The organism is Caballeronia sp. LZ065, assembly GCF_031450975.1.
Classification (GTDB): Bacteria; Pseudomonadota; Gammaproteobacteria; order Burkholderiales; family Burkholderiaceae; genus Caballeronia.
This window is the reverse complement of sequence record NZ_JARUXV010000044.1, coordinates 1-21,609: the sequence shown is the minus strand read 5'-3', so window position 1 is coordinate 21,609 and position 21,609 is coordinate 1. Positions and strand designations below refer to the sequence as shown.

Genomic DNA, 21,609 nt, shown 5'->3' with positions numbered 1-21,609 from the left:
GGCGTCGCCCCCGCCGCGGGCGCCCGCGGGGCGGCCCCCGGGCCGCCCCGGGCCCAGGCCCGGATTGCCGGCAATCCGCGTGTCGTTATCTTGCTGAACGTATAACAAGTAGCGACGCGTTTTCTTTCCACTTCATTGCAACGGTGCGCGCTGACGCGCAGACGTGCCCGTTGCTTCGAGTCGCCCAACTGGAGACTGTCCAATGATCCGACGGACCCGCCATGCCGCAGACAGCAGCACGCAGTTCACCGATGAAATGAATGACGCTCAGGCGTCCCGCCGTCGCGTGCTGAAAGCCGCCGCGGCCGGGCTCGTGCTCTCGACGTCGGGCGCGTTGATCCGCAGTGCGGCAGCGCAGAGCCGGACGCTGAATATCGCGTCCTACGGCGGCAGTTACGGCGATGCATTGAAGAAGGCGTGGCTTGAACCGTTCGAAAAGGAGACCGGCATCAAGGTGAATCTCGGTGTCAACGCGAGCCTGTCGCTGGCGAAGCTGCAAACCATGAATCCGAATGGCGCCGAGTGGGACATCGTTGACTTGACGGGCCCGGAGTTCAGCATCGCGACCCGTCAGGACATGCTTCTGCCGATGGACCCGAAGCAGGTCGATACAAGCCGGCTGCTGCCCGAGTACGTCAAGAGCCATGGCTTCGGCTATGCCGCGTATGTGTGGGGCATGGCCTGGGATCGCCGCAAGATCCCCGACGCTTCCGCGCCGAAGTCATGGGCCGATTTCTGGAACACGCAAATGTATCCCGGCAAGCGTTCGCTGATCACCGTGAATACGAACGGGCACGCGCTCGAAGCCGCGTTGCAGGCGGACGGCGTGCTGCCGTCGAAACTCTATCCGCTCGATATTCAACGCGCCTTCAAGAGTCTCGACAAGCTCGGCCGGAACAACATCGTGTGGGCTTCCACCAATCAGGAGCCGGTGCAGCGGCTCACGTCGGGCGAGTGCGTGCTCGCCGGCATGTACGTGGGGCGCTCGATCATGGCGAACCGCTCGGGCGCGAACATCGGTTTCACGCTCGACGGCGCGGCGGTCGCGGGAGACTTTCTCGGCGTGATCCGCAATGCCCGCAACAAGCCCGAAGCCTTCGCGCTGCTCAACTACATCGCGACCCATCCCGAACGCGCGGCGGAGTTCACGGCCATCACGTCCTATCCAGTGCCGATCAGGGGAATCGAGGCGCTGCTGCCGGCCAGTGCGGCGGATGTCAAGGCCGTGCTGCCGAGCAATCCTGACGTGCGCGCCAAGGTGTTCTACGAGGAAGACGATTACTGGGCCAGCAATCTGCCCCAGGTTGCCGCGGCCTTCAAGGCGTGGCAGCTGTCGTAGCGAGTGACACGAACCGACCAAGGGAATCTGGCCATGCCTCAACGTTTCAACCTCACCCAGTCACTGATGCTGACGCCGGTCCTGATCCTCTACGGACTGGCTGCGGCCACGCCCATCCTCATGATTGCCCAGTTGAGTTTCAAGAGAGGCCTGGGCACGTTCGGGGACCTGTTCGTTTCGCCGATTTTCCTGCGCATCGCGCAGAACACACTGGTGATTTCTCTCGAGACGACGCTTGCCGCCGTGCTGCTCGCCTATGCCATCGCAGCGCTGCTCGCGCAGTCGGGCGAGCGTGCGCGGGCATGGATCATGGCGGCCATCCTGCTGCCGTTCTGGACGGCCGCGCTGATCAAGAACTTCGCGTGGTCCGCACTGCTGCAGGACAACGGCGTCATCAACCTCGCGCTGATGCACCTCGGGATCGTCTCGCATCCGCTGCCGCTGCTGCATACGCGGCTGGCGGTCGTCATCGGCATGGTGCATTACGTCATTCCGTACGCGGTGTTTCCCATCTACAGCTCGATGCTCGCAATCGATCCGCGCCTGTACCGCGCCGCCAAGAGCCTCGGTGCGCCGGGCTGGCGAACGGTGGTTTCCGTCACGTTGCCTCTGACCCGGCCCGGCCTGTATGCGGGCGGCCTGCTGGTGTTCATCATCTGCCTGGGCTTCTACATCACGCCGGTGCTGCTCGGCAGCCCGCGCGAAATGATGGTCGCGAACCTGGTCGATTTCTACACGCATCAGATCATCGACTTTCCGATGGCTTCCGCGCTGGCCCTGGTGATTCTGGTTGCGACGGCGTTCCTCATCGCGCTCTATCACTCCATTCCGAAGGAAGGTCAGTATGGAAAAATTTGAACTGCACGCGCCGGCCTTCAAGGCGCCGCGCGTCGGGCTCTCGGGCCATGCGCTGCTGTCGATCGCGTGCGTGCCGATCTTCGTCTTCCTGCTGGGGCCGATCCTCATCATCGTGCCAATGTCGATGACGAGCGGCGAGATCCTCATGTTTCCGCCGGACGGCTGGTCCGGGCACGCGTTCGTGGATCTGCTGCGCGATTCGCAATGGGTGGCTTCGGCACTGACGTCGTTCAGGGTGGCGCTGCTCGCCACCGTGATCGCGGTGGCGGCCGGCACCGGCGGGGCGCTGGCGTTGCATCGCAACGATGTGCCTGCAAGGAGCTTCTTCTCCACGCTGATCATGCTGCCCTTGCTCGTGCCGGTAGTCGTGCTCGCGCTCGCGGACTATCTGTTCTCGTCGACGCTGAATCTCGGTTCGAACTGGGTGTCGATTGCGTTCGCGCACAGTGTGGTCGTCACGCCGTATGTGTTCGTCTCGGTGCAGACCTCGCTGGCCGGGCTCGACCCGGCGCTGCATCGGGCGGCGCGCAGTCTCGGCGGCACGACGACCGCGCTGCTGGTGGATGTCTACTGGCCCGTCATTCGCACGGGCATGGTCGGCGGCGCGATCTTCGCCTTCATCGGCTCTTTTGACGAAGTGGTCATTGCGCTGTTCCTGTCCGGGCCGAATGCCGTGACTTTGCCCGTGCAAATGTTCACTGCGCTGCAATTCGATCTGACGCCGAAGATCGCGGCCGTGTCCACCGTCTTGCTGGCCATCAGTTTCGTCGCGTTGATCGTCAACGGCTACCAGAGCCTCGCTCGGCCGAAGACGGTGCCGCGCTAATGTCCGATCTCTTCACTCTCGTTTCCGGATTCAGTCATGTCTCGATCAGAAATGCCACAGGTCAAACGCGTCACCCTGGAGAATGTCTCGAAGGCGTACGGCAGTTTCAAGGCGGTGAAGGATGTGTCGCTCGCCATTGAACCGGGTGAGTTCGTCACGTTGCTCGGGCCGAGCGGCTCGGGCAAGACATCGACGTTGATGATGGTCGCCGGATTCGAGTCGCCCAGTTCGGGCGCGATCAAGGTGGACGGCGTCGATGTCGTGCGACGGGCGCCGAAGGATCGCAACTTCGGCATCGTGTTCCAAGGCTATGCGCTGTTTCCGCATCTCAGCGCGCGGCAGAACGTCGAATTCCCGCTGCGCATGCGGGGCGTCGAGAAGTCGCGGCGGCGCGCGATGGCGCTCGAAATGCTCGAGAAGGTCGGTCTTGCGGGCCTCGAGGAAAGGCGTCCGCGCGAGCTGTCCGGCGGACAGCAACAGCGGGTGGCACTGGCGCGCGCGCTGGTGTTCCAGCCGGATGCCTTGCTGCTCGACGAGCCGCTCGGCGCACTCGACAAGTCGATGCGCGAGCGCATGCAGTACGAGATCAAGAGCCTGCAACGCAAGCTTGGCATATCGGTCCTGTTCGTGACGCACGACCAGGAAGAAGCGATGACCATGTCCGACCGCATCGCGGTGATGAACCATGGGCAGATCGTGCAGATCGGCACGCCCCGGGAACTCTACGCGTCGCCTCGCACGCCGTTCGTCGCGAGCTTTTTTGGCGAGACGAACCTGCTGTCCTGCGTGGCGGACACGGCCGGGCCGGGCGCCGTGAACGTGACGCTCGCGTCGGGATTCTCCTTTCCCGCCGCGTCCGATGTCGAGCGCGCGCAACTGAGCCGCAACCCCGAGACGTTCGTTTCTATCCGCCCTGAAAAGATCAGCGTGCTCGCCACCGATCAACACGCCGATGTCATGGTGGATGCCGTCGTGCGCGAAGTCGCGTTCCTCGGCAAGTTCGTGCGTGTCTGCACGGTTGCATCAGGGGTCGAGATCACGTCGATTGTTGGCAACGCATCCGAGCGCATCAGCAGGCTTGCGGAGGGCGCGGCTGTCCGGCTTGGCTGGTCCCGGGAAGACGCGAAGGTGCTCGGCGTGGATGTCGAACCGGGCGACATGCAAGTGGCGGGTGGCGGTCGTGAAACGCACGACATGAGCGTGCAGTTGCGCGAAGCGGTCTAGAACACAATCAGGGCGAGGAAATCATGAGAGGGCGTCGATCGAACATGGTGTTGAGCGGGTTTCTCGCGCCGGGCGGCTACGACGCGCGTGCCTGGCGCTTGCCCACGAGCCGGTCCGGAGAGATCGGTACGGTGGGCATCGTGAAGGCCATCGCGCAGCGCTACGAAGCGGCGAAGCTCGATTCCGTGTTCGTCGCGGATATTCCGGGCGCGGATTTCCTGCTGGACGGCGATCTCGCGCTGGGCAGCCCGTATGAATCCATCTCGACGATGGGTGCGCTCGCCGCGGTGACGGAGCGGATCGGGATCATCGGAACGCTTTCGACGACCTTCAATCAGCCTTTCACGATTGCACGGCAGCTTGCCGCGCTCGACCTGCTGAGCGGAGGACGGGTGGGCTGGAACATCGTGACCTCCACGTTCGGCGCGGACGCGCATGGCATCGCGCTGCCGGCGAAAGCGGACCGTTACCGGCGCGCGGCCGAGTTCGTCGGCCTCGTGCGCGAGCTCTGGTCTGCCTGGAGCGATCACGCCGTCATCAACGACAAATCAGGCGGCCACTGGTTGCGGCGGGACAAAGTGAGGCCGCTCGACTACGCGGGTGAGTTCTTCAAGGCCAAAGGCGTGGTGAACATACCGCGTTCCCCACAAGGTCATCCGGTACTGGTTCAGGCGGGTCAATCCGCCGAAGGTCTGAACTTCGGCGCTGAATTCGCGGACATCATCTATACCACCCAGCCGGACAAGGACCAGGCCGTCCAGTATTACCGTGAGCAGAAGGAACGCGTCGTCCGCTTCGGACGGGACCCGGATCACGTGAAGATCCTGCCGGGCCTCATTCCCTACGTTGGCCGCACGGATGCCGAAGCGCGCGATCTGTTCGAATCGATCATCGCATCCATGGATTTCCAGGACTTGCGGGAGCGTTTCCGCGCGATGTTCTCGGTATCGCTTGACGGCCTCGCACTCGATCAACCCGTGCCCGCGGAACGCTTCGACGTATGGCGCACGCATCCGTCGGGGCCGCGCATCCTTGCCTACAGGACCGTGGCAAGCCAGCCGGGCAGCACGCTGCGCGATCTGCTGATCAACTTCAGCAGCGCGATGGGCCATCTGCTGATCTGCGGGTCGGCGGAAGCGGTCGCGGAACAGATGATCTCGTGGTTCGAGGCCCACGCTTGCGATGGCTTCAGCCTCAATGCGCCGACCTTCCCGGATTCCGTCGATGCCATCTGCACGCACCTTGTTCCAGCGTTGCAGGAGAAAGGCTATGCAAGGCGCGCGTATGAAGCGGACACCTTGCGGGGCCATCTGCATCTGCCCCGCCCCAAAGCGTGGGACGGGGAAGTCGGCTAGCCAGACCTACTTCGCGAGTACCCACTTGCCGTCCTGCACCGTCAGCATGGACGGTGCGTCGGGGCCATAGCCGTTATGGTCCGACGCCGACATCGTGACGAGTCCGTTGGTCGTCGCCACGTTGCGGATCCCTTCCAGCGCATCGCGCAACGCGATCCGGAATTCCGGCGTACCCGGCCGCGCGGTCTTGCCCGCGACCGGAATCGCGGCGTTGAGTTCGAGATACGCGTCCCAGGCATACCCGGCGAATGCGTTCACCTTGTCCGTGCCGAACTTGCCTTTCCACAGGGCAGTCAACGCCATGGCCGGCTGCCGGGCCGGATGCGAGTCCGGCAGTTCGGCCGCCACGGTCACCGGCGCGCCGGCGACCAGCGTGCCGTTGACGGCCTTGCCGCCGACGCGGATGAAATCCTCGTTGAGCACGCCGGTCGTCTGATAGACGGGACCCTTGTAGCCCTTGTCGCGAAGCTCGATCTGCGGTGTCGCGGAAGGCGTGCCAGACGCGGCGATCAGGACCGCATCGGGCTTCGCGGCGATCACCTTGAGCACCTGTGCGACGACCGAAGGATCGCGTGGAGAGAAGCGCTCCTGCGCCACCAACGTGATGCCGGCCGGGCCCGTCGCGGCCTTCAGTTCCTTCAGCCAACTTTCGCCATAACCGTCGTCCGCGCCGATGAAGGCCACCGTCCTGATGTGCTTCCGCTGCATGTCGCGAACGGTGGCGTTCGCGGTCGTCTTGTCGTTGTACGGGGTCTTGAAGACCCAGCGCCGGTTGGGGTCCATCGGCTCGATGATGCTGGAGCCCGCGCCCAGGCTGATCATCGGCGTCTTCGATGCGCCGGCAACTTCGATGTTGGCGAGCGTTGCGGGCGTGGTCGACGAGCCGATGATCACATCGACGTGATCCTGCGTGGTGAAGCGCAGGACGTTCTTGCGACCCGTGGTCGCGTCCGACGCGTCGTCGAGCACGATGTATTCGACGTCGTAAGCGCCGATCTTCGCCGGCATCAGCAAGAGGGTCTGCTTTTCCGGAATGCCCAGAGAGGCCGCGGGGCCGGTGGAGCTCACCGTGACGCCGACCTTGACCTGAGCCAGGCAAGCCTGCGTGAAAATCAGGAAGGACGCGGTTACGCAGGTCTTGAGGTTCATCGTGTTCCTCTCTGGGTCAGGGAAGCCTCGACGCGTTGCAGCGTGTCCAGGGTCTGGTGACAGGCATGTGCGGCTTCACGTCCCTTGACCTTGAAATGTTCGAGGAAGAAGGCGTGGTGCACCTCGCTTTCATGAAAGTGCTGCGGCGTGAGCACGGTGGAAATGACCGGCGTGCCGGTCTGCAACTGAAGCTGCATGAGGCTGTCGATCACGGCGGTTGACACGAATTCATGCCGGTAGATTCCGCCATCGACGATCAACCCCGCCGCGACCACGGCATCGAATTCCTCGCTTGCGATGAGTCGCTTGAGACAGAGCGGTATCTCGAACACGCCGGGGACTTCGAAGCATTGCAGGTCATCGGCCCGATAGCCTAGTTCCAGCATGGTCGAGAGGAAGGCCGCCTTGCAGTTGTCGACGATGTCGCGATGCCAGCAAGCCTGAACGAAAGCGATGCGGCGGCGTCGTGAAGTGATCGATGAGGTGTGGGTCATGCCTGTCAGACCGTGTGATTGAGACTTGAGTGGAAACGAGAAACGCTTTTCCGTCAGATGAGCTGCCACTGCTTGAACGCCGCAGCGACCTGAGGCAGGTTATCCACCCACCATTTCGTGTCCTTGAAATGCACCTTGGCGCGGACCATCGGGTCGTCGAGCAGGACCGCCTTGACGTCGGCTGCGTTCGGCGGCAAGAGCGAGGCAAGGCCTTTGATCGGCACCGGATAAGACGTAATGGCAGTGAATTCGGCCGCGCGCTCCGGATGCGTTGCAATGTAATTGAGCAGCGCGAAGGCTTCGGGCTTGTTGCGCGCATTGCGGATCACGCCGAGATAGTCCATGCCGACATTCGATTGCGTCAATGAAAACCCGATCTGCGCGCCGGCGCGATTGGCCATGATCGCCCGCCCGACGTACATGCCTGCCAGCGAGCATTCGCCGGAGGTCAGGCGCTGAACCGGCTCCTGATTGCCATTGGCCCACACGATATTCTCGCGTCCGAGTTTGTCGAAACTGCGAAAGGCGCGCTGCACGTCGAGCGGATAGAGCTTCGATTCCGGTACGCCGTCCGCCAGCAACGCAGCCTCCATGGACGCGCCGTCGTTGTTCACGGCCAGCAGGGAGCGCTTGCCGGGGTAGCGCTTCGTGTCCCAGAACTCCACCCATGACCTGGGCGCGCTCGCGTCCGGGATCTTGCGACGGTCCCACGCCATGCCCCAGATATAGAGCGCATAGCAGAAACCGTGGCTGGCGACATAGTCCGGCAGCATCCTGCTCGTGTCGACGAGTTTCGGATCGAGCGGAACAAGGACGTTCTGCCCCTGTGCAATGCTGTATTCAGTCGCCGTGAGATCGACGATGTCCCATTCCGCGCCGTTCGGATTCATGGTCTGCAACTTCGCGAGCGACAGGCTTGCATTGACGCCGAGATTGACCTTGATGCCGGTCTCGCGCTCGAACGGATCGAGCCAGGCCTTTCTCAGGGCATCGTTGTAGCTGCCGCCGTAGGACGCGATATTGAGCGTCTTCTGTTGTGCCGACGCACGCGGCGCCAGACTCGACAAACCGGACAGCAGCGTGCCGGCGCTCGCGGCTTTCAGAATCTTGCGCCGCATCGACGATGCCGCTTCAGACAGTGGAACCCGTCTGGACCTTGCGTTCATAAGACATCCTCCTGTGCGACGAAAGAGCGGTCCGGTTCGTATCCGCCGCCTCGCCGGTTGTTGACAGTCTTTTTGTCCGTGTTAATCTTGTTATACGTTCAACAAAAAAATAACGCAAGCGATGCGGTGCGTGTCGATCACCGAGGCTAACCCGGAGGCGAATTGATGAAGACAGAGATGAAGATAGGCGTGTTGATCCAGCCCTATGGCAATCATCCGGCGGCGTGGCTGGTGGCCGATGCTCCGGATGGAGCCGAGAACGATATCGGTCATTACATCGACGTGGCCCGGACGGCGGAGTCCGGTGCGCTCGACTTCGTTTTCTTCGCGGACGTGCCAGCGATCCGCAATGGCAACCTCCATGCGATCAGCAAGTGGCCGCTGTACGCCAACCAGTTCGAGCCGGTCACGTTGCTGGCGGCGCTCTCGGCGACTACGAGCCGCATTGGTCTGGCGGCCACGGTGTCGACCGGCTTTTACGAGCCCTACAATCTGGCGCGCCAGTTCGCCTCGATCGATCATCTGAGCCGCGGCCGCGCGGCATGGAATGTTGTGACGACCTCGCAGGCGGCCGCGGCGCTGAATTTCGGCGCCGATGCGCGCGCCGGTCACGCGGCGCGTTATGAACGGGCGAAGGAATTCATCGAAGTGGTGAAGGGTCTGTGGGATAGCTGGGATGACGATGCGTTCGTGTACGACCGCGCGACCTCGACGTTCTTCGATCCGGCCAGGTTGCGTCGCCTCGATCACACAGGCAAGCATTTCTCGGTTCGCGGTCCGCTGAACATCGCGAGGCCGCCGCAAGGTTATCCGGTCATCGTCCAGGCGGGTGGTTCGGAGGCCGGCAAGGCGCTGGCCGCCGAGACGGCCGAACTGGTCTTCTCGTCCGAAGCCGAGCTCGAACGTGCGCAACGCTTCTATGCCGACCTGAAAGGGCGCCTCGAGGCCTTCGGGCGTTCGCGTGAAGACCTGAAGATCGTGAGCGCGCTGAATCCCATCGTGGGCCGCACGCGAAGCGAAGCGGAGGACAAGCTCGCGCGCTTGCAGGAGAAGCTGCATCCCGATGTCGGACGGGAGATTCTTGCGATCGACCTGGACAACATCGATCTGTCCGACCTGTCCGTCGATGCCCCTTTGCCGCTCGACCGCATTCCTGCATCGACGGAAGGCGGCAAGAGTTATCTCGAGTACATTCGCGCGATGTCCGAAGAGGGCACGCTCACGCTGCGCACACTCTACGAAAAATATGCGGTGGCGCGCGGCGGCAAGTTCATCGTGGGCACGGCGGAGGAGATCGCCGACGAGATGCAGGAATGGTTCGGGCAGGGCGCGTGCGACGGCTTCATGCTGGGCATGTCGTCGCTGCCGGATGGTCTTCAGGACTTCGTCACGCTGGTCATTCCGGAGTTGCGCCGGCGCGGTCTTTTCAGGGCCGGCTACAGCGGCTCGACGCTGCGCGAACATCTGGGTCTGCCACGTCCGCGCGTCCAGCAGCGGCGCGGTGCGGCCTGAGGCATCTGCTAATATCTGACGCTGCCTGGAACATGGGCCGCGCAGCCTGTGCGTTGTCCAGTAGTGGGAGAAATCGAATGAGTGTCAAACCCGCGGAAGGTACGCGCTCGCGCGACCCCGAGGCGCGCAAGCGCAAACTGATCGACGCGGCCATTGTGTCCATCGGCGAGATCGGCTACAACGACGTCACCGTCGATACCATCAGTGAGACTGCGGGCATCTCGCGTGGCTTGATTGGCCACTACTTCAAGGGCAAGGATCAGTTGCTTCTGGAAGCGGTGAAGACGGTCGCCGCGGAGATCGGCGCAAGTACTCGCAAGGCGGTATCAGCGGCGGGTGAAGACGCCGTCGCGCGCCTGTATGCCACGGCGCGTGCGAGCTTCGGCAAGCCGGCCTTTACCGAAGCCCATGCCTGCGTGTGGGCTGCACTGGCCGGCAACGCGGGCTGGTCGCCCGAACTGACGCAGCTCTATCACGAGCTATGGACAGGGTATCGCGAGGCGCTCGCACGCTTGTTCGAGCGCGCCGCGCAGACACGCGGCATCGCGCTCGACGCGAGGCTGGCCGCGCTCACCTTCACGCATTTGATCGAAGGTCTATGGGTGGGCTGGGTTGCCGATTCCACTGAAATCAGCCGGCAGCGTGCCGAGTCGGCCTGCCTGACTTACCTCGACGCCATCTTCAAGCAGCCGTAACGCCGGACGTAGTGACGCCGCCGGTCGTCAGGCCAGCGCGCGGCGCTTGCGCGGGGCCGGTGGTGCGTTTGCGGGAGATTGCGTCTTCGCGTCGAGAATCAGATCGACGTAGTGATGACAGCAATGCTCGGCATCGTTCGCGTTGATGCTGCTGCGATTGGCGGCCAGTCCGATCCACAGTCCTTCCACCAGCTGCGAAAAGGCGAGCGCGACATGCGACGCATTGATGGCGACGCCGCGCGCCTCCGCTGCGCGCGCGAAGAGGCGGCCCACGCCGGAGCGATAGTCCACCCAGATTTCCCGATAGATCTTCGCCAGTTGCTCGGACCAGCGTGCCGAACTCGCGAGCGATACCCAAACGGCGATCTTTTCATCTGTAAGTCCGGGCGGTGTGAAGCTGGCGTGGATCAGCGCATGCAGCATCTGGGCGGGGTCCGGCTTGGCGGCATTGGCAGCGTCGCGGATGGCGCTTCCCAGCTCGGTGGCGACGGTCTTCACGGCCTCGAGCAGCAGCTCTTCCTTGTTGGTGAAGTAATGGCCGATCAGGCCTCGCGAGAAACCGGCCTCCGCGCAGATCGAGGCCACGGTGACGGTGGCGTAGCCATTTCGTGCAATGTCGCGTATTGCCGCTTCGATCAGGTCGCGCCGCCGTTCGATGGCGATCCGCGAAGGTCCGCGCTTCTTGCGGGCAGACGAAAGAGGTGTCGCCATGGGTGCTGGTCTCCCGTTCAGATCATTTCACGACTCGACGTTCACGTATTGTAAGTCAGCCTCGAACGGCTCACGACACGCGATGCCGCGCCGGCTCCGCGAGACCCAGCTGGTCGCGTAGCGTCGGACCGGAATACTCGGTGCGGAACAGCTTGCGCTCCTGCAGCACGGGCAACACATGACGGGCGAAGTCCGCCAGCCCCCCGGGCAGATGCGAAACGCGAACCATGAAGCCGTCTGCCGCGCCCTCGTTGAACCATTGCGCCATGCGGTTGGCAATGGTTTCGCCCGAGCCGGCTATCGCATTCATGCCGCCTCGCGAGGCGGCGCAGGCCAGGTACAGCTGCCTCACGGTCAGCCCCTGTTCGCGGATGGCCCAAACCATGTTGTCGAAGTAGGACTTGGTGGCATTGCTCGAAGGCGGCAGCACCGATTCGGGAATGGGTTCGTCGAGCGGCAGATCGCGCAAGTCGATGCCGCCCAGGTCCACGGACAGAATCTCGCGGCCGACGGCCGGATGAATCATCGACTGTAGCAAGTCCAGCTTTTCCTGGCCTTCGGCGTCGCTGGCCCCGACGAAAGGATTGAGCGCACAGAGAATCTTCAGCTCTTCCGGACGGCGGCCGTACTTGCCCATGCGGCCCTTGAGATCGGCATAGAACGCCTTCGCCTTGTCGATATTGCGGTCCACGCTGAAGACGACGTCGGCGGTGCGGGCGGCCATTTCCATGCCGGCCTCCGAGCCTCCGGCATTGATCACGATCGGCCGGCCCTGCGGGCTGCGCGGTACGTCGAGCGGGCCGCGCACCTGATAGAACTCGCCCTTGTGATCCAGCACGCGACGCTTCGACGGATCGAAGAAGCGGCCGTTTGCCCGATCGCGGATGAACGCGTCCTGGTCCCAGCTATCCCACAGACCCAGCACTACATCGACGAATTCATTCGCCCGCGCATATCGGCGCGCGTGGTCTTCATGATCCTTGCGACTGAAGTTGAGCGCGGCGAGCGGCGCCGACGACGTGACCACGTTCCAGCCCGCGCGTCCGCCGCTCAGATGATCGAGCGTGGCAAACAGGCGGGCGACGTTATAAGGCTCATAAAAGCTCGTCGAGGCCGTGCTGGCAAGGCCGATGTGCTTCGTGACTGCCGCGAGCGCGGACATCAGCGTGACGGGTTCGAGATCCGCGATATGGCCTGGATAGCGCGTGATGGCTTCGATGTCGCCATCGCGGCTGGCGGGTGAATCGGCGCGAAAGATAAAGTCGAGCCTGGCCTGTTCGGCGATCCTGGCGAGATCGATCCAGAACGAAAGGTCCACTTCGCCACCGAGCGGCGTGCCTGGATGCAGCCACGCAGCCGGATGAATGCCGACGTGGGACAGCAAGGCGCCAATATGCATGACTCGGGGCTTCATTTCGACTCCGGGAAAAGGGTTGGACCGGGGGGTGACCGCGCCACGGCGACGCGGCGATGAGGAAGAAAGGTAGCCCAATATATGTTGGATGTCCAACAAAATCTATAGGCATAGGAGAGGGGCGTGGAATGCAGCCTTGATCAGGATCCGATGCTTACGGATATTGCAGGATGTTGATAATGGTGCCGTCGGGATCGCGGATCATCGTCGCGCGCAAGCCATCCTCGGACAGGTCTTGCAACTTCCATTCGAAGATCGCGCCCTCTCGCTCGAGGTGCGATGTCACGGCTTCGAGGTCGGATGTGCGGAATACGACCGCCTTGGCGCCGGTCTTGTCGATATGCGGGCCAGGGACAATAGCGGCATCGGGGTTGCGAACGGTCGTTGCGCGCGAAAGCAGTTCGATCCGCATGTCGCTCCGTTCGAGTATCTGAAAGTTCGCATGCAAGGATTCGATATAAGTCGAGTATCCGCGACGGAATCCGAACAGGCGGGCATACCACTCCGCGGAACGATCGATGTCGGTCACGGAAATGGCGACGTTATCGAATTCGACGAGTCGTTGTGCTTGCGCATTCGCTCCCATGTCATTCACCATGCGACCGTGCTCTTTTTGAATCGGATCCTGGCTCAGTGCTCGACAATGCCGACGCGTTGCGAGCACGCGGCGTCTTCGTCGCCTTCCCCTTGCCTGAGGTCTTGCCTGAGGTCTTGCCTGAGGTCCTGCCGGTGTCCATCGTTTCCGCGCCATTAACGTACCAGTTCACGAATGCCGGCGGCCGCAAAACGCACGAGATCAGAGTAATGAGCCGTCGACTTCTTCGCGCGGTCCCGCGCACCCAAGCGCTTCGCGCGGCCATTGAGCGCATGCGCTTGTTGCCGTGCCCCGACTGAGAACAGATAGGCCCATACCGCCTGTTCGCGTGCAATACCGGGCAACACCGTATGCAGTGCATCGATGAACCGTTCCGCGATCGGGTCGTAATAAGACTCGCGAATGCGCCGTGAACGCTCATCGCTGCCGAGGCTGACGGAAGCGACCAGTTGCACATACAGCGCAAGGTTCGCAGCCTCTTCACCGTCAAAAATGTCCGACAGCGGCGTGAAGGCGATCGTCAGTACGTCTTCGACCGTCACGGTCTGCTCGCACGCGAACAGCGCGTCGAGGAGCTTGCCGCGATGCAGATTGATGGCCGACGAGCGGCGCTCGAAGACGGCCTCGTAGAGCTTGTCCTTGGTCGCGTAGTGATAATGCACGAGTGCCTGGGCGACTCCGGCTTCATCGGCGATGTTGCGCATGCTCGCGCCGGCATAGCCGTGCTCGCCGAACACCCGCTCGGCCGCATTCAGGATCGCCGACAGGCGCGAGCCCGATCCGCGGTCGGACTCCTGAGCCGGACTGGCGGCTTTCGCGGACTTGTCTCGTTGTGTACTCATTCCGTGGCGACCTCTCCAGGCTATTTGATCGATCAGTCAGTATAACGTGAACCCTGCGTGGCCCGACAAGGCAAAGTCGGGCCACCGCGCGTCGTCAGCCGAGAAACTCCGGTTCCGGCAGTCCCTTCACGCCGGGCCGCACCGCCAGCACATTGCCCGCGAGCGGCTGTTGCGCCAGTTCCTTCTCGCTCATCCGGCGGCGCGCCGTGGTGATGAACAAGGTATCGAGATCCGGTCCGCCGAAGCACAAGCTGCTCACGCGCCGCACCGGCAGATTGACGACCATGTCGATCCGTCCGCGCGGGTCGTAGCGCGTCACGCACCAGCCGTCCATGTTCGCGCTCCAGAAGCAGCCATCGGCATCGACGGTCGATCCGTCGCAGATGCCGCGTCCGAGCGGTACTTCCGCGAACTTCCGGCGGTTGTAGATGGCGCCGTCGACCGAATCATAATCAAACACATCGATCTGGCAACTGAAGGAATCAGTCATGTACATCAGCCGGTTGTCCGGGCTGAAGCTGATGCCGTTGATGCAGGTGATGCCCTCCATGATCAGCTTCGGCTGCAGGTCCGGGTCGAGCCGGAACAGGCGCCCGCGCGGGGTATAGGCGGCGGCCTCCACGGTTCCCGACCAGTAGCGGCCGTGCCGGTCGCATTTGCCGTCGTTGAAGCGGTTTTTCGGCCGTTCGGCGTCGGGGCGCGAGATCTCGCTCAGCTCGCCGGTTTCAGGGGAGAAGAAATAGAACCCGGAACGCATGCCCACCAGCAGGCCGCCTTTGGCGCGCAGTCCAATGCTGCCGATTTCTTCCTGCATCGGCCAGCTTTTCTTGACGCCGCTGGAAATGTCGAGGCGATGGATGGTCTGGCCGATGCCGTCGACCCACCAGAGCAATTGCGTTTTCTCGTCCCAGATGATCGATTCGCCGAGTACGTCGGGCGTGGAATCGACTACGTCGATAGCCGAACCCACCATGTCGATAGGTCTCGTGATACTGCTGACAGTCATGTTGCCTCCTTGATATTCGGTGTGAATGGCGATGCAGCTGCGAAGCGCCGCCTCAGGCAGCCGGTTCCTTCATGCGGGCGAGGCCTTCGAGCGCGAGTCCGTAGCCCAGTACGTCATGCAGGCGCGCCTTCAGTTCCTGGTTCAGGCAGGTGCGCGTATAGCGTCTCACGAGACGCGGCTGCCTGAGCATCAGCTGCGCGAGTTCGCGGGCGCGCGGCAGCAGGTCGGCGGCCGGCATGACCTCGTTCACGAGACCCATCTCCTGCGCCTCGCTCGCGCTGATGTTCTGACCCGTGAGCAGGAAGTAATGACCGCGCGCGCGGCCCATCAGCAGCGGCATGATCAGGTGCATGCCGTCGCCGGGCACCATGCCTCCCTGGAAGTGCGCGGTGTCCTGGATGGTCGCGGTATCGGATGCCAGCACGATATCGCCCAGCAACGGGATCTCCGCATGCCGTACGGCGGGCCCGTTCAGGATACTGATCACCGGCGCTTCGATGTTGAGCAGATTGATGAGCAGATGCTTCGCTTCCCAGTAGATCGGGTCGTAGATCGTCGGCGTCATCGAATTGCGGTTCTGATGCATGCCCGGGGCGATCGGGGGGCCGCTGAAGGCGTCGCCGGTACCGGTCATGATCACCACGTCGTTTTCACGATCGCGGCCCACGTCGAGAAACGCCTGCTCGAACTCGCGATGCGCGGTCAGGTTCCATACGAGCGGGCCGCCGTGCGTGTGGAAGTGCATTTCCAGCACGCCGTCAGTGCGCGTCATGCGGATGGTCTCGAACTTGTCTGCGTAATCGTTGAATTGGGTCACGGCTGGTTCCTCTGAACGTTGGGATGTGGCGTCGGTGCGTGCCGGCGTGTCGCTGGCGATATCCGAACAGACTCTTCAGGCGCCAATCCTATTACTGACTGATCGATCAGTCAACAAGGGAAATACCGAACGAGATCGTCGTTGACCGGACGTTGGCTCGTCCGCTACTGTGCTGACTGTTCGATCGATCAGTTTTTTTCGAAATTCGATCAGGACGATCCAGCGCCTTCGGGCGCACCCCGACAAGAGCACACGCCGCCGACATCGAGCGCCGGCAGGACCAGGAGACAGTTGATGAATCGCTATCCGTCGTTTGAATCCCGTTTGGTCCATCTTTACTGAGAGGGCCATCATGTCGAGAAAAGCCGCTTTACATGCAGACATGCCTGCAGAAACGAGGGTCCCGGGCGACGCGGATCGTGCGCTCTATCTCAAGGTGGCGTTACGGCTCGTGCCGCTGCTGATCGTGTGTTACGTGGTTGCCTATCTCGACCGGATCAATGTCGGCTTCGCCAAACTGCAGATGCAGGATGCGCTGGGCTTCAGTGATGCGGTGTACGGACTGGGCGCCGGGATCTTCTTCATCGGCTACTTTCTGTTCGAGGTGCCGAGCAACCTGCTGCTGCAACGCATTGGCGCGCGCAAGACCATCACGCGCATCATGGTCCTGTGGGGCATCACCGGCTGCGCGATGGCGACGGTCTCGAGCCCCACCGCGTTCTATCTTCTGCGCTTCCTGCTCGGCGTGTTCGAGGCGGGTTTCTTTCCGGGCGTGGTCTACTACCTGAGCCAATGGTTTCCGCGTCACCGTCGCGGGCAGATTCTCGGCCTCTTCATGACAGGCTTTCCGATTGCTGGAATGATCGGCGGGCCGGTGTCGGGTTGGGCGATGTCGCACCTCGGCGGCGTCGCGGGACTCGCGGGCTGGCAGTGGCTATACATTGTCGAAGCGGCGCCGGCCGTGCTGCTCGGCGCCGTCACATGGTTCACACTCTCGGATGACATCGGGCGCGCCAGATGGCTGACCGAACCTGAGCGCGACACCTTGCGCCGCGCGTTGCGCGTCGATGGCCAGGAGCCGGGCGCTGAACACGCCGGGAAGTTGCGGCAGGTGATCGGCGACCCCAAGGTGTACCTCATGAGCTTCGCCTACTTCACCTTCATCTGCGGCACCTATGCGTTGAGCTTCTGGTTGCCGACGGTGCTGAAGAGCGCCGGCGTGACGAGCGTGGAGCGCATTGGCTGGCTGTCGGCGATTCCGTACGGCATCGCAGCGGTCGGCATGGTGCTGATCTGCCGCCATTCGGACCGGAAACTGGAGCGTCGCTGGCATGGTGCGCTCGCGGCGTTCGCCGGTGCGATCGCGCTTTCGCTGCTGCCGCTTCTGGCGCATGATCTGACTACGACCATTGTGTTGCTGACGATCGCATCGACGACCGTGTTCGTGACCATTCCCTTGCTCTGGTCGCTGGCGTCGGATTACTTTGCGGGATCAGCCGCTGCTGCGGCGGCGATCGCGTTCGTCAACAGTCTTGGCCTGCTCGGCGGCTTCGCAAGTCCCTTCGCGATGGGCTGGCTCAAGACGCTGAGTGGCTCGTTAAACAGCGGCCTCTATCTGATGACGATCTTGCTTGCGCTCGGAGCATGCGGGATGCTTGCGATGCGCGGTACGCGCCGCATTCACGAATGACAGATCAATCTGCGGCAGGGCATGTGACAGACATGGAACATCACTTCAAGGATGCATCGCCGGGAAGCTTGCTCGGGGAAAGCGTGGCGCGTCTCGACGGCGTGCGTTTCGTATCGGGACGCGTGGACTACAGCGCCGATCTCATCCCGTCAGGCGCGCTGCATCTCGCCATATTGCGCAGCGCCCATGCGTGCGCCACGATCGTTTCCATCGACCTGTCCGAAGCGCTCGCCATGCCGGGCGTGGTTGCAGGATTGATCGGCGAGGAGGCGGCCCGCATAAGCGATGCGATGCCGCCCGCGATGGACCTGCCTGCGAAAGGGGCGCGCGGTCCCTTGCAGAGTCGCTGTCTTGCCTTGGGTCATGCGACTTATTTTGGGCAGCCAGTGGCGGCGCTCGTCGCGACCACGGTGCATGATGCACAGGCGGCGCTCGCGAAGATCCGCGTCGAGTATGAAGTGCGCGCGCCGACCACGAACGCGCTCGATGCGTTGCGTGCTGATGCGCCGATTGTCCAGCCCGGCTGGGAAACCAATCTGCTGGTGCGCGATCGCATCCGCTCCGGTGACGCCGATGCCGCGTTTGCGCGGGCAGCGCATATAGCGCGTGGCGAAATCACGATCGGATCTTCGACCAGCGCGCCGATGGAAACCTTGTGCTACATCGCGCAATGGGATGCGCGCGCCGAGCGCTATGCGTTGACAGGCACGTTCCAGAATCCCCATACGAGCCGATGGCTGCTGGCTACGGCGTTGCGCGTGAAGGAGTCTCAGGTGCGCGTGATCGCGCCGCGCATTGGCGGCACGTTCGGCCTGAAAATGGCGGGGCATCCCGAGGAAGTACTGGTTGCGCTGTTTAGCCGTCTTACGCGGCGTCCGGTAGCGTGGGTCGAGGAGCGGCGTGAAACGCTGCTTGCCGGCTCGCGTTCGCAGCATCACAGCTTCGAGATTGCCGCCGATGAAGAGGGCAGGCTGACAGGCTGGCGCGACCGGATTCTGGTAGACGTGGGGATCATGGGCGCCGGTCATAGCTGGGCGATGGCGCTCGTGACGCCGGCTGTGTTCCCGACGGTCTATACGATCGAGCATTGCGACGTCGAGTGCTCGCTCGCGATCACCAATCAGCCGCCCTGGCAAGCCATTCGCGGTTACGGCAAGGAGATCGGCAATCTCGTGCTGGAGCGGGCCATTGATCTGCTGGCGCGTCAGACCGGCATCGATCCGCTCGAGTTGCGGCGGCGCAATCTGGTTGCGCGCGAAGCCTTGCCGCGTCTGTTGCCGTCCGGGCTGAACGTGGACAGCGGCGATTATCCGGGCGGTCTTGCGCAGCTGCAGACGATGTTCGATTTCTCAGGCTGGAGAAAGCGCGCGGAAGCTGCGCGTGCTTCGGAATGGCGTATTGGCGTCGGCATTGCGTTTGAGCTCACGCCGGAAGGCGGCGCCCGTCCCGGCAACTTCCCCAACGGTTACGAGACCTCGACGGTGCGCATCATGCCTTCGGGCGATGTCCAGGTATTGACGGGCGTGACGTCGCCCGGCAGCGGCAGTGATACCGGCATCGCGCAGATGGTCGCGGGCGAACTGGGGTTGCGAGCCGAACAGGTGAGGGTCATTGAGGGCGATACGGATGTCACGCCGCTGGGCACTGGCAACGCAAGCAGCCGTGCACTCATGTACGGCGGCACGGCAGCGTATCTCGCTGCGCGGGAACTGCGCGGCCGGCTTGCGCAATGCGCGGCCAACATGCTGGGCGGAGCGGCCCAGGACATCGTGCTGCGCGACGGCCACGCGTGGCGCGAAGCGGACGGCAAGAGGATCTCGGTGGCCGAACTGGCGCTGGGCGCTCATCTGCGACCTTTCACGGTGGCGGCCGGCGTGACACTGCCGCTCGAAGTGACGTGCAGTTTCGCGCCAAAGAACGTGCGTGTGGAACCCGATGCACAGGGCCGTATCGCCACTTATCCAACCTTCTCGTACTCGGTTCATGCCGTGGCACTGGAACTCGACATGGCGACCGGGAACAGCAAGCTGCTGGATTACGCCGTCGTGCACGATTGCGGTGCAATGATCAATCCGGCGCTGGTCGAAGGGCAGTTGAGAGGGGCGATCGTGATGGGCATCGGGGTTGCGTTGTGGGAGCAGATCAAGTTCGACAGCCAGCATCGCATGATCACGGATCGGTTCAAAAGCTATCTGTTGCCGCGAGCGAACGACCTGCCGCCGATTCGCGTTGGACATCGGGTCACGCCGAATCCTTTTCATCCGCTGGGCATGAAGGGCGCGGGGGAGTCGGGACTGGGCGGCGCGCTTGCGGCCGTCAGCAATGCCGTGGCGGATGCCTTGGGCGATGATGCGTGCTTGCAGCACGTGCCCGCGACGCCCGCCCGCGTGATGGCGGCACTGCAGGAGTCGCGGGCGTGATTGGTCATCGGTTCGAATTTCACCGGCCTCGTGATCTCGACGAAGCCGCAGCTTTGATGAACACGTATCGCGAGCAAGCGGCTGTGCTCGGCGGCGGTACGATGCTGGTGCCGTCGATGTCCGCGAATCTCGTGCGACGCGCGCATCTGATCAGTCTGGCTTCGCTTGGTCTGGATGAAGTGGTGTTGGATGACGGCTATATGCGTATTGGCGCAATGGCGACCTATGCACAGTTGCTTGCTTCGCCGGTGGTCACTCAACACGCGCCGCTTCTTGCCGCGATGGCCGCGCAGATAACCGGCGGCGCTTCAATCCTCAATCAGGGCACATTGGGTGGAGCAGCAAGCTTTGCGAATCCATCGTCAGACGCGCCGGGCTGTCTTGCCGCGATGGAGGCACTGTTTGAACTGCGTTCGTTGGAAGGCATGCGTCGTGTTCCCGCACGGGACTTCTTCGTCGACGCCTTCCGCACCGAACGACGCGAAGACGAATTCCTGATGAACATTCTCCTGCCGCGTGATACGACGCTGGTGGCGTGCCGGTACCAGAAGTACAAGGCAAGCGCGAGTTCCTGGCCGATCGTCACGGTCGCATGCTCGCTGCATCGCAGTGAAGAAGTCAGCGTGCGGCTCGCGGTTGGAGGGGCGGGTTGTCGGCCGGCGTTCGTGAGCTTCGTGATCGATCCCGAGGCATGGGTGCCTGAGGTGTTTATCGACCGGGCGGCAGCGAACGCACTGATTCTGATTGGCGAAGGCTGGAGCGATGAACTTGCTGACGCGGAGTATCGCCGCGCCATCGTGCCGGGCGTCGTGAAACGGCATCTGCGCGATTTGCTCACGGAAACGAAGATATGGAAAAGATGATCGAGGTACGGTTGACGCTCAATGGTGAGCGGCGCTCGGTGTGCGCGGATTCACGAACGCTGCTTGTTGAGTTGATTCGTGACGTCATGGATGCGAAGGGCACGCGTGTCGGGTGCCTTACGGGTGACTGCGGTGCATGCACGGTGTTGCTTGATGGCGAAGTAAGGAAGTCCTGCCTTGTGCTCACGGCGGCGATATCGGATAACGATGTACGGACGATTGAAGGCCTGGAAGGTATCGAACGGCTGCAGGAGGCCTTTATTGCCGAGAATGGGTTTCAATGTGGGTTTTGCACAAGCGGCATGCTTGTCGCGGCGGCGGAGTTGCTGAGGCGAAATCCTTTGCCGAGCCCCGATGAAATACGACGTGGCATCAGCGGAAATTTGTGTCGATGTACGGGTTACGAGAATATCGTCAATGCGATTTACAGGGCGGCGCATGGGGAAGGGCTGGGGGCGGCATGGGTGGGCATGGGTGGGATTGGCGAGGGGTGATTCATGTAAGAGGTGGTTTCAAAAAGACGTTGAAGGGGCTGTTAAGGAACCTCTGCATAACCCGCTCCTATATGGACGATAAGGAGTACTATTGAATAGCAATGACTTGGAGCTATCACGATGACACAACTTCATCTCG

General features: G+C 62.7%; 20 protein-coding genes. 11 read left to right on the top strand and 9 right to left on the bottom strand.

Annotated features, from left to right (window positions below; all coding sequences use genetic code 11):
- Window positions 1-202: 202 nt before the first annotated feature.
- Genes QCE63_RS35665 through QCE63_RS35645 form a run of 5 tightly spaced genes read left to right on the top strand, consistent with a single transcriptional unit; the run spans window position 203 to window position 5,602 of the window.
- Complete coding sequence (locus tag QCE63_RS35665; RefSeq protein ID WP_309839996.1) at window positions 203-1,339, top strand: extracellular solute-binding protein; 1,137 nt, start codon at window positions 203-205, stop codon at window positions 1,337-1,339.
- A 33-nt stretch (window positions 1,340-1,372) separates the two neighbouring features.
- Window positions 1,373-2,197 (top strand): ABC transporter permease, encoded by an 825-nt coding sequence (locus QCE63_RS35660; protein WP_309839994.1) that lies wholly within the window; start codon window positions 1,373-1,375, stop codon window positions 2,195-2,197.
- Window positions 2,184-3,023 (top strand): ABC transporter permease, encoded by an 840-nt coding sequence (locus tag QCE63_RS35655; RefSeq protein ID WP_309839992.1) that lies wholly within the window; start codon window positions 2,184-2,186, stop codon window positions 3,021-3,023. Before QCE63_RS35660 ends, QCE63_RS35655 begins: the two co-directional genes overlap by 14 nt.
- A 36-nt stretch (window positions 3,024-3,059) precedes the next feature.
- Entirely contained in the window at window positions 3,060-4,247 is a 1,188-nt protein-coding gene (locus QCE63_RS35650) for an ABC transporter ATP-binding protein (RefSeq protein ID WP_309839990.1), read from the top strand.
- Between the two features lie 23 nt (window positions 4,248-4,270).
- A complete protein-coding gene (locus QCE63_RS35645) occupies window positions 4,271-5,602 on the top strand; it encodes an NtaA/DmoA family FMN-dependent monooxygenase (protein WP_309839989.1) in 1,332 nt (443 codons plus the stop codon).
- A gap of 6 nt (window positions 5,603-5,608) precedes the next feature.
- Here QCE63_RS35645 and QCE63_RS35640 read toward each other — a convergent pair whose 3' ends face one another.
- From QCE63_RS35640 to QCE63_RS35630, 3 genes are read right to left on the bottom strand one after another with little or no spacing between them, the layout of a single operon-like run.
- Entirely contained in the window at window positions 5,609-6,751 is a 1,143-nt protein-coding gene (locus QCE63_RS35640) for an ABC transporter substrate-binding protein (protein ID WP_309839987.1), read from the bottom strand.
- Window positions 6,748-7,245, bottom strand: coding sequence for a 6,7-dimethyl-8-ribityllumazine synthase (locus tag QCE63_RS35635; protein ID WP_309839985.1), 498 nt, complete (start codon window positions 7,243-7,245; stop codon window positions 6,748-6,750). Before QCE63_RS35635 ends, QCE63_RS35640 begins: the two co-directional genes overlap by 4 nt.
- A 53-nt stretch (window positions 7,246-7,298) precedes the next feature.
- The gene (locus QCE63_RS35630) at window positions 7,299-8,411 is read right to left on the bottom strand and encodes an extracellular solute-binding protein (protein WP_309839983.1); all 1,113 of its coding nucleotides are present in this window, start codon (window positions 8,409-8,411) and stop codon (window positions 7,299-7,301) included.
- A gap of 165 nt (window positions 8,412-8,576) precedes the next feature.
- Here QCE63_RS35630 and QCE63_RS35625 point away from each other — a divergent pair, with 165 nt between their 5' ends.
- Both QCE63_RS35625 and QCE63_RS35620 read left to right on the top strand, forming a co-directional pair.
- The gene (locus QCE63_RS35625; protein WP_309839981.1) at window positions 8,577-9,923 is read left to right on the top strand and encodes an LLM class flavin-dependent oxidoreductase; all 1,347 of its coding nucleotides are present in this window, start codon (window positions 8,577-8,579) and stop codon (window positions 9,921-9,923) included.
- A 77-nt stretch (window positions 9,924-10,000) separates the two neighbouring features.
- A complete protein-coding gene (locus tag QCE63_RS35620) occupies window positions 10,001-10,618 on the top strand; it encodes a TetR family transcriptional regulator C-terminal domain-containing protein (protein ID WP_309839979.1) in 618 nt (205 codons plus the stop codon).
- A gap of 27 nt (window positions 10,619-10,645) precedes the next feature.
- Here QCE63_RS35620 and QCE63_RS35615 read toward each other — a convergent pair whose 3' ends face one another.
- The 6 genes from QCE63_RS35615 to QCE63_RS35590 all read right to left on the bottom strand — a co-directional run bounded on the left by QCE63_RS35615 (window position 10,646) and on the right by QCE63_RS35590 (window position 16,003).
- Window positions 10,646-11,329, bottom strand: a complete 684-nt coding sequence (locus QCE63_RS35615) for a TetR family transcriptional regulator C-terminal domain-containing protein (RefSeq protein ID WP_309839976.1) — start codon at window positions 11,327-11,329, stop codon at window positions 10,646-10,648.
- Between the two features lie 70 nt (window positions 11,330-11,399).
- Window positions 11,400-12,743, bottom strand: coding sequence for an LLM class flavin-dependent oxidoreductase (locus tag QCE63_RS35610; RefSeq protein WP_309839974.1), 1,344 nt, complete (start codon window positions 12,741-12,743; stop codon window positions 11,400-11,402).
- Window positions 12,744-12,897: 154 nt separating this feature from the next.
- On the bottom strand, window positions 12,898-13,407 hold the full coding sequence (locus QCE63_RS35605) for a VOC family protein (RefSeq protein ID WP_309839972.1): 510 nt from the start codon (window positions 13,405-13,407) through the stop codon (window positions 12,898-12,900).
- 86 nt (window positions 13,408-13,493) lie between these two features.
- The gene (locus tag QCE63_RS35600; RefSeq protein ID WP_309839970.1) at window positions 13,494-14,180 is read right to left on the bottom strand and encodes a TetR/AcrR family transcriptional regulator; all 687 of its coding nucleotides are present in this window, start codon (window positions 14,178-14,180) and stop codon (window positions 13,494-13,496) included.
- 94 nt (window positions 14,181-14,274) lie between these two features.
- On the bottom strand, window positions 14,275-15,186 hold the full coding sequence (locus QCE63_RS35595) for an SMP-30/gluconolactonase/LRE family protein (protein ID WP_309839969.1): 912 nt from the start codon (window positions 15,184-15,186) through the stop codon (window positions 14,275-14,277).
- A gap of 52 nt (window positions 15,187-15,238) precedes the next feature.
- On the bottom strand, window positions 15,239-16,003 hold the full coding sequence (locus QCE63_RS35590) for an enoyl-CoA hydratase/isomerase family protein (protein ID WP_309839967.1): 765 nt from the start codon (window positions 16,001-16,003) through the stop codon (window positions 15,239-15,241).
- A 382-nt stretch (window positions 16,004-16,385) separates the two neighbouring features.
- On the opposite strand from QCE63_RS35590, the gene QCE63_RS35585 reads away from it, so the two are divergent.
- Genes QCE63_RS35585 through QCE63_RS35570 form a run of 4 tightly spaced genes read left to right on the top strand, consistent with a single transcriptional unit; the run spans window position 16,386 to window position 21,470 of the window.
- On the top strand, window positions 16,386-17,693 hold the full coding sequence (locus QCE63_RS35585; RefSeq protein WP_309839965.1) for an MFS transporter: 1,308 nt from the start codon (window positions 16,386-16,388) through the stop codon (window positions 17,691-17,693).
- A gap of 32 nt (window positions 17,694-17,725) precedes the next feature.
- On the top strand, window positions 17,726-20,113 hold the full coding sequence (locus QCE63_RS35580; RefSeq protein WP_309839963.1) for a xanthine dehydrogenase family protein molybdopterin-binding subunit: 2,388 nt from the start codon (window positions 17,726-17,728) through the stop codon (window positions 20,111-20,113).
- On the top strand, window positions 20,110-20,976 hold the full coding sequence (locus QCE63_RS35575) for an FAD binding domain-containing protein (protein WP_309839961.1): 867 nt from the start codon (window positions 20,110-20,112) through the stop codon (window positions 20,974-20,976). Before QCE63_RS35580 ends, QCE63_RS35575 begins: the two co-directional genes overlap by 4 nt.
- The gene (locus QCE63_RS35570; RefSeq protein WP_309839960.1) at window positions 20,964-21,470 is read left to right on the top strand and encodes a 2Fe-2S iron-sulfur cluster-binding protein; all 507 of its coding nucleotides are present in this window, start codon (window positions 20,964-20,966) and stop codon (window positions 21,468-21,470) included. The genes QCE63_RS35575 and QCE63_RS35570 overlap by 13 nt, the downstream gene beginning before the upstream one ends.
- Window positions 21,471-21,609 lie beyond the last annotated feature (139 nt).

Coding starts and splice junctions, on each gene's coding strand:
- QCE63_RS35570 (WP_309839960.1), top strand. CDS start 20,964: ATGGAAAAGATGATCGAGGTACGGTTGACGCTCAATGGTGAGCGGCGC.
- QCE63_RS35610 (WP_309839974.1), bottom strand. CDS start 12,743: ATGAAGCCCCGAGTCATGCATATTGGCGCCTTGCTGTCCCACGTCGGC.
- QCE63_RS35615 (WP_309839976.1), bottom strand. CDS start 11,329: ATGGCGACACCTCTTTCGTCTGCCCGCAAGAAGCGCGGACCTTCGCGG.
- QCE63_RS35640 (WP_309839987.1), bottom strand. CDS start 6,751: ATGAACCTCAAGACCTGCGTAACCGCGTCCTTCCTGATTTTCACGCAG.
- QCE63_RS35665 (WP_309839996.1), top strand. CDS start 203: ATGATCCGACGGACCCGCCATGCCGCAGACAGCAGCACGCAGTTCACC.
- QCE63_RS35600 (WP_309839970.1), bottom strand. CDS start 14,180: ATGAGTACACAACGAGACAAGTCCGCGAAAGCCGCCAGTCCGGCTCAG.
- QCE63_RS35620 (WP_309839979.1), top strand. CDS start 10,001: ATGAGTGTCAAACCCGCGGAAGGTACGCGCTCGCGCGACCCCGAGGCG.
- QCE63_RS35635 (WP_309839985.1), bottom strand. CDS start 7,245: ATGACCCACACCTCATCGATCACTTCACGACGCCGCCGCATCGCTTTC.
- QCE63_RS35660 (WP_309839994.1), top strand. CDS start 1,373: ATGCCTCAACGTTTCAACCTCACCCAGTCACTGATGCTGACGCCGGTC.
- QCE63_RS35580 (WP_309839963.1), top strand. CDS start 17,726: ATGGAACATCACTTCAAGGATGCATCGCCGGGAAGCTTGCTCGGGGAA.
- QCE63_RS35650 (WP_309839990.1), top strand. CDS start 3,060: ATGTCTCGATCAGAAATGCCACAGGTCAAACGCGTCACCCTGGAGAAT.
- QCE63_RS35585 (WP_309839965.1), top strand. CDS start 16,386: ATGCCTGCAGAAACGAGGGTCCCGGGCGACGCGGATCGTGCGCTCTAT.
- QCE63_RS35595 (WP_309839969.1), bottom strand. CDS start 15,186: ATGACTGTCAGCAGTATCACGAGACCTATCGACATGGTGGGTTCGGCT.
- QCE63_RS35655 (WP_309839992.1), top strand. CDS start 2,184: ATGGAAAAATTTGAACTGCACGCGCCGGCCTTCAAGGCGCCGCGCGTC.
- QCE63_RS35625 (WP_309839981.1), top strand. CDS start 8,577: ATGAAGACAGAGATGAAGATAGGCGTGTTGATCCAGCCCTATGGCAAT.
- QCE63_RS35630 (WP_309839983.1), bottom strand. CDS start 8,411: ATGAACGCAAGGTCCAGACGGGTTCCACTGTCTGAAGCGGCATCGTCG.
- QCE63_RS35645 (WP_309839989.1), top strand. CDS start 4,271: ATGAGAGGGCGTCGATCGAACATGGTGTTGAGCGGGTTTCTCGCGCCG.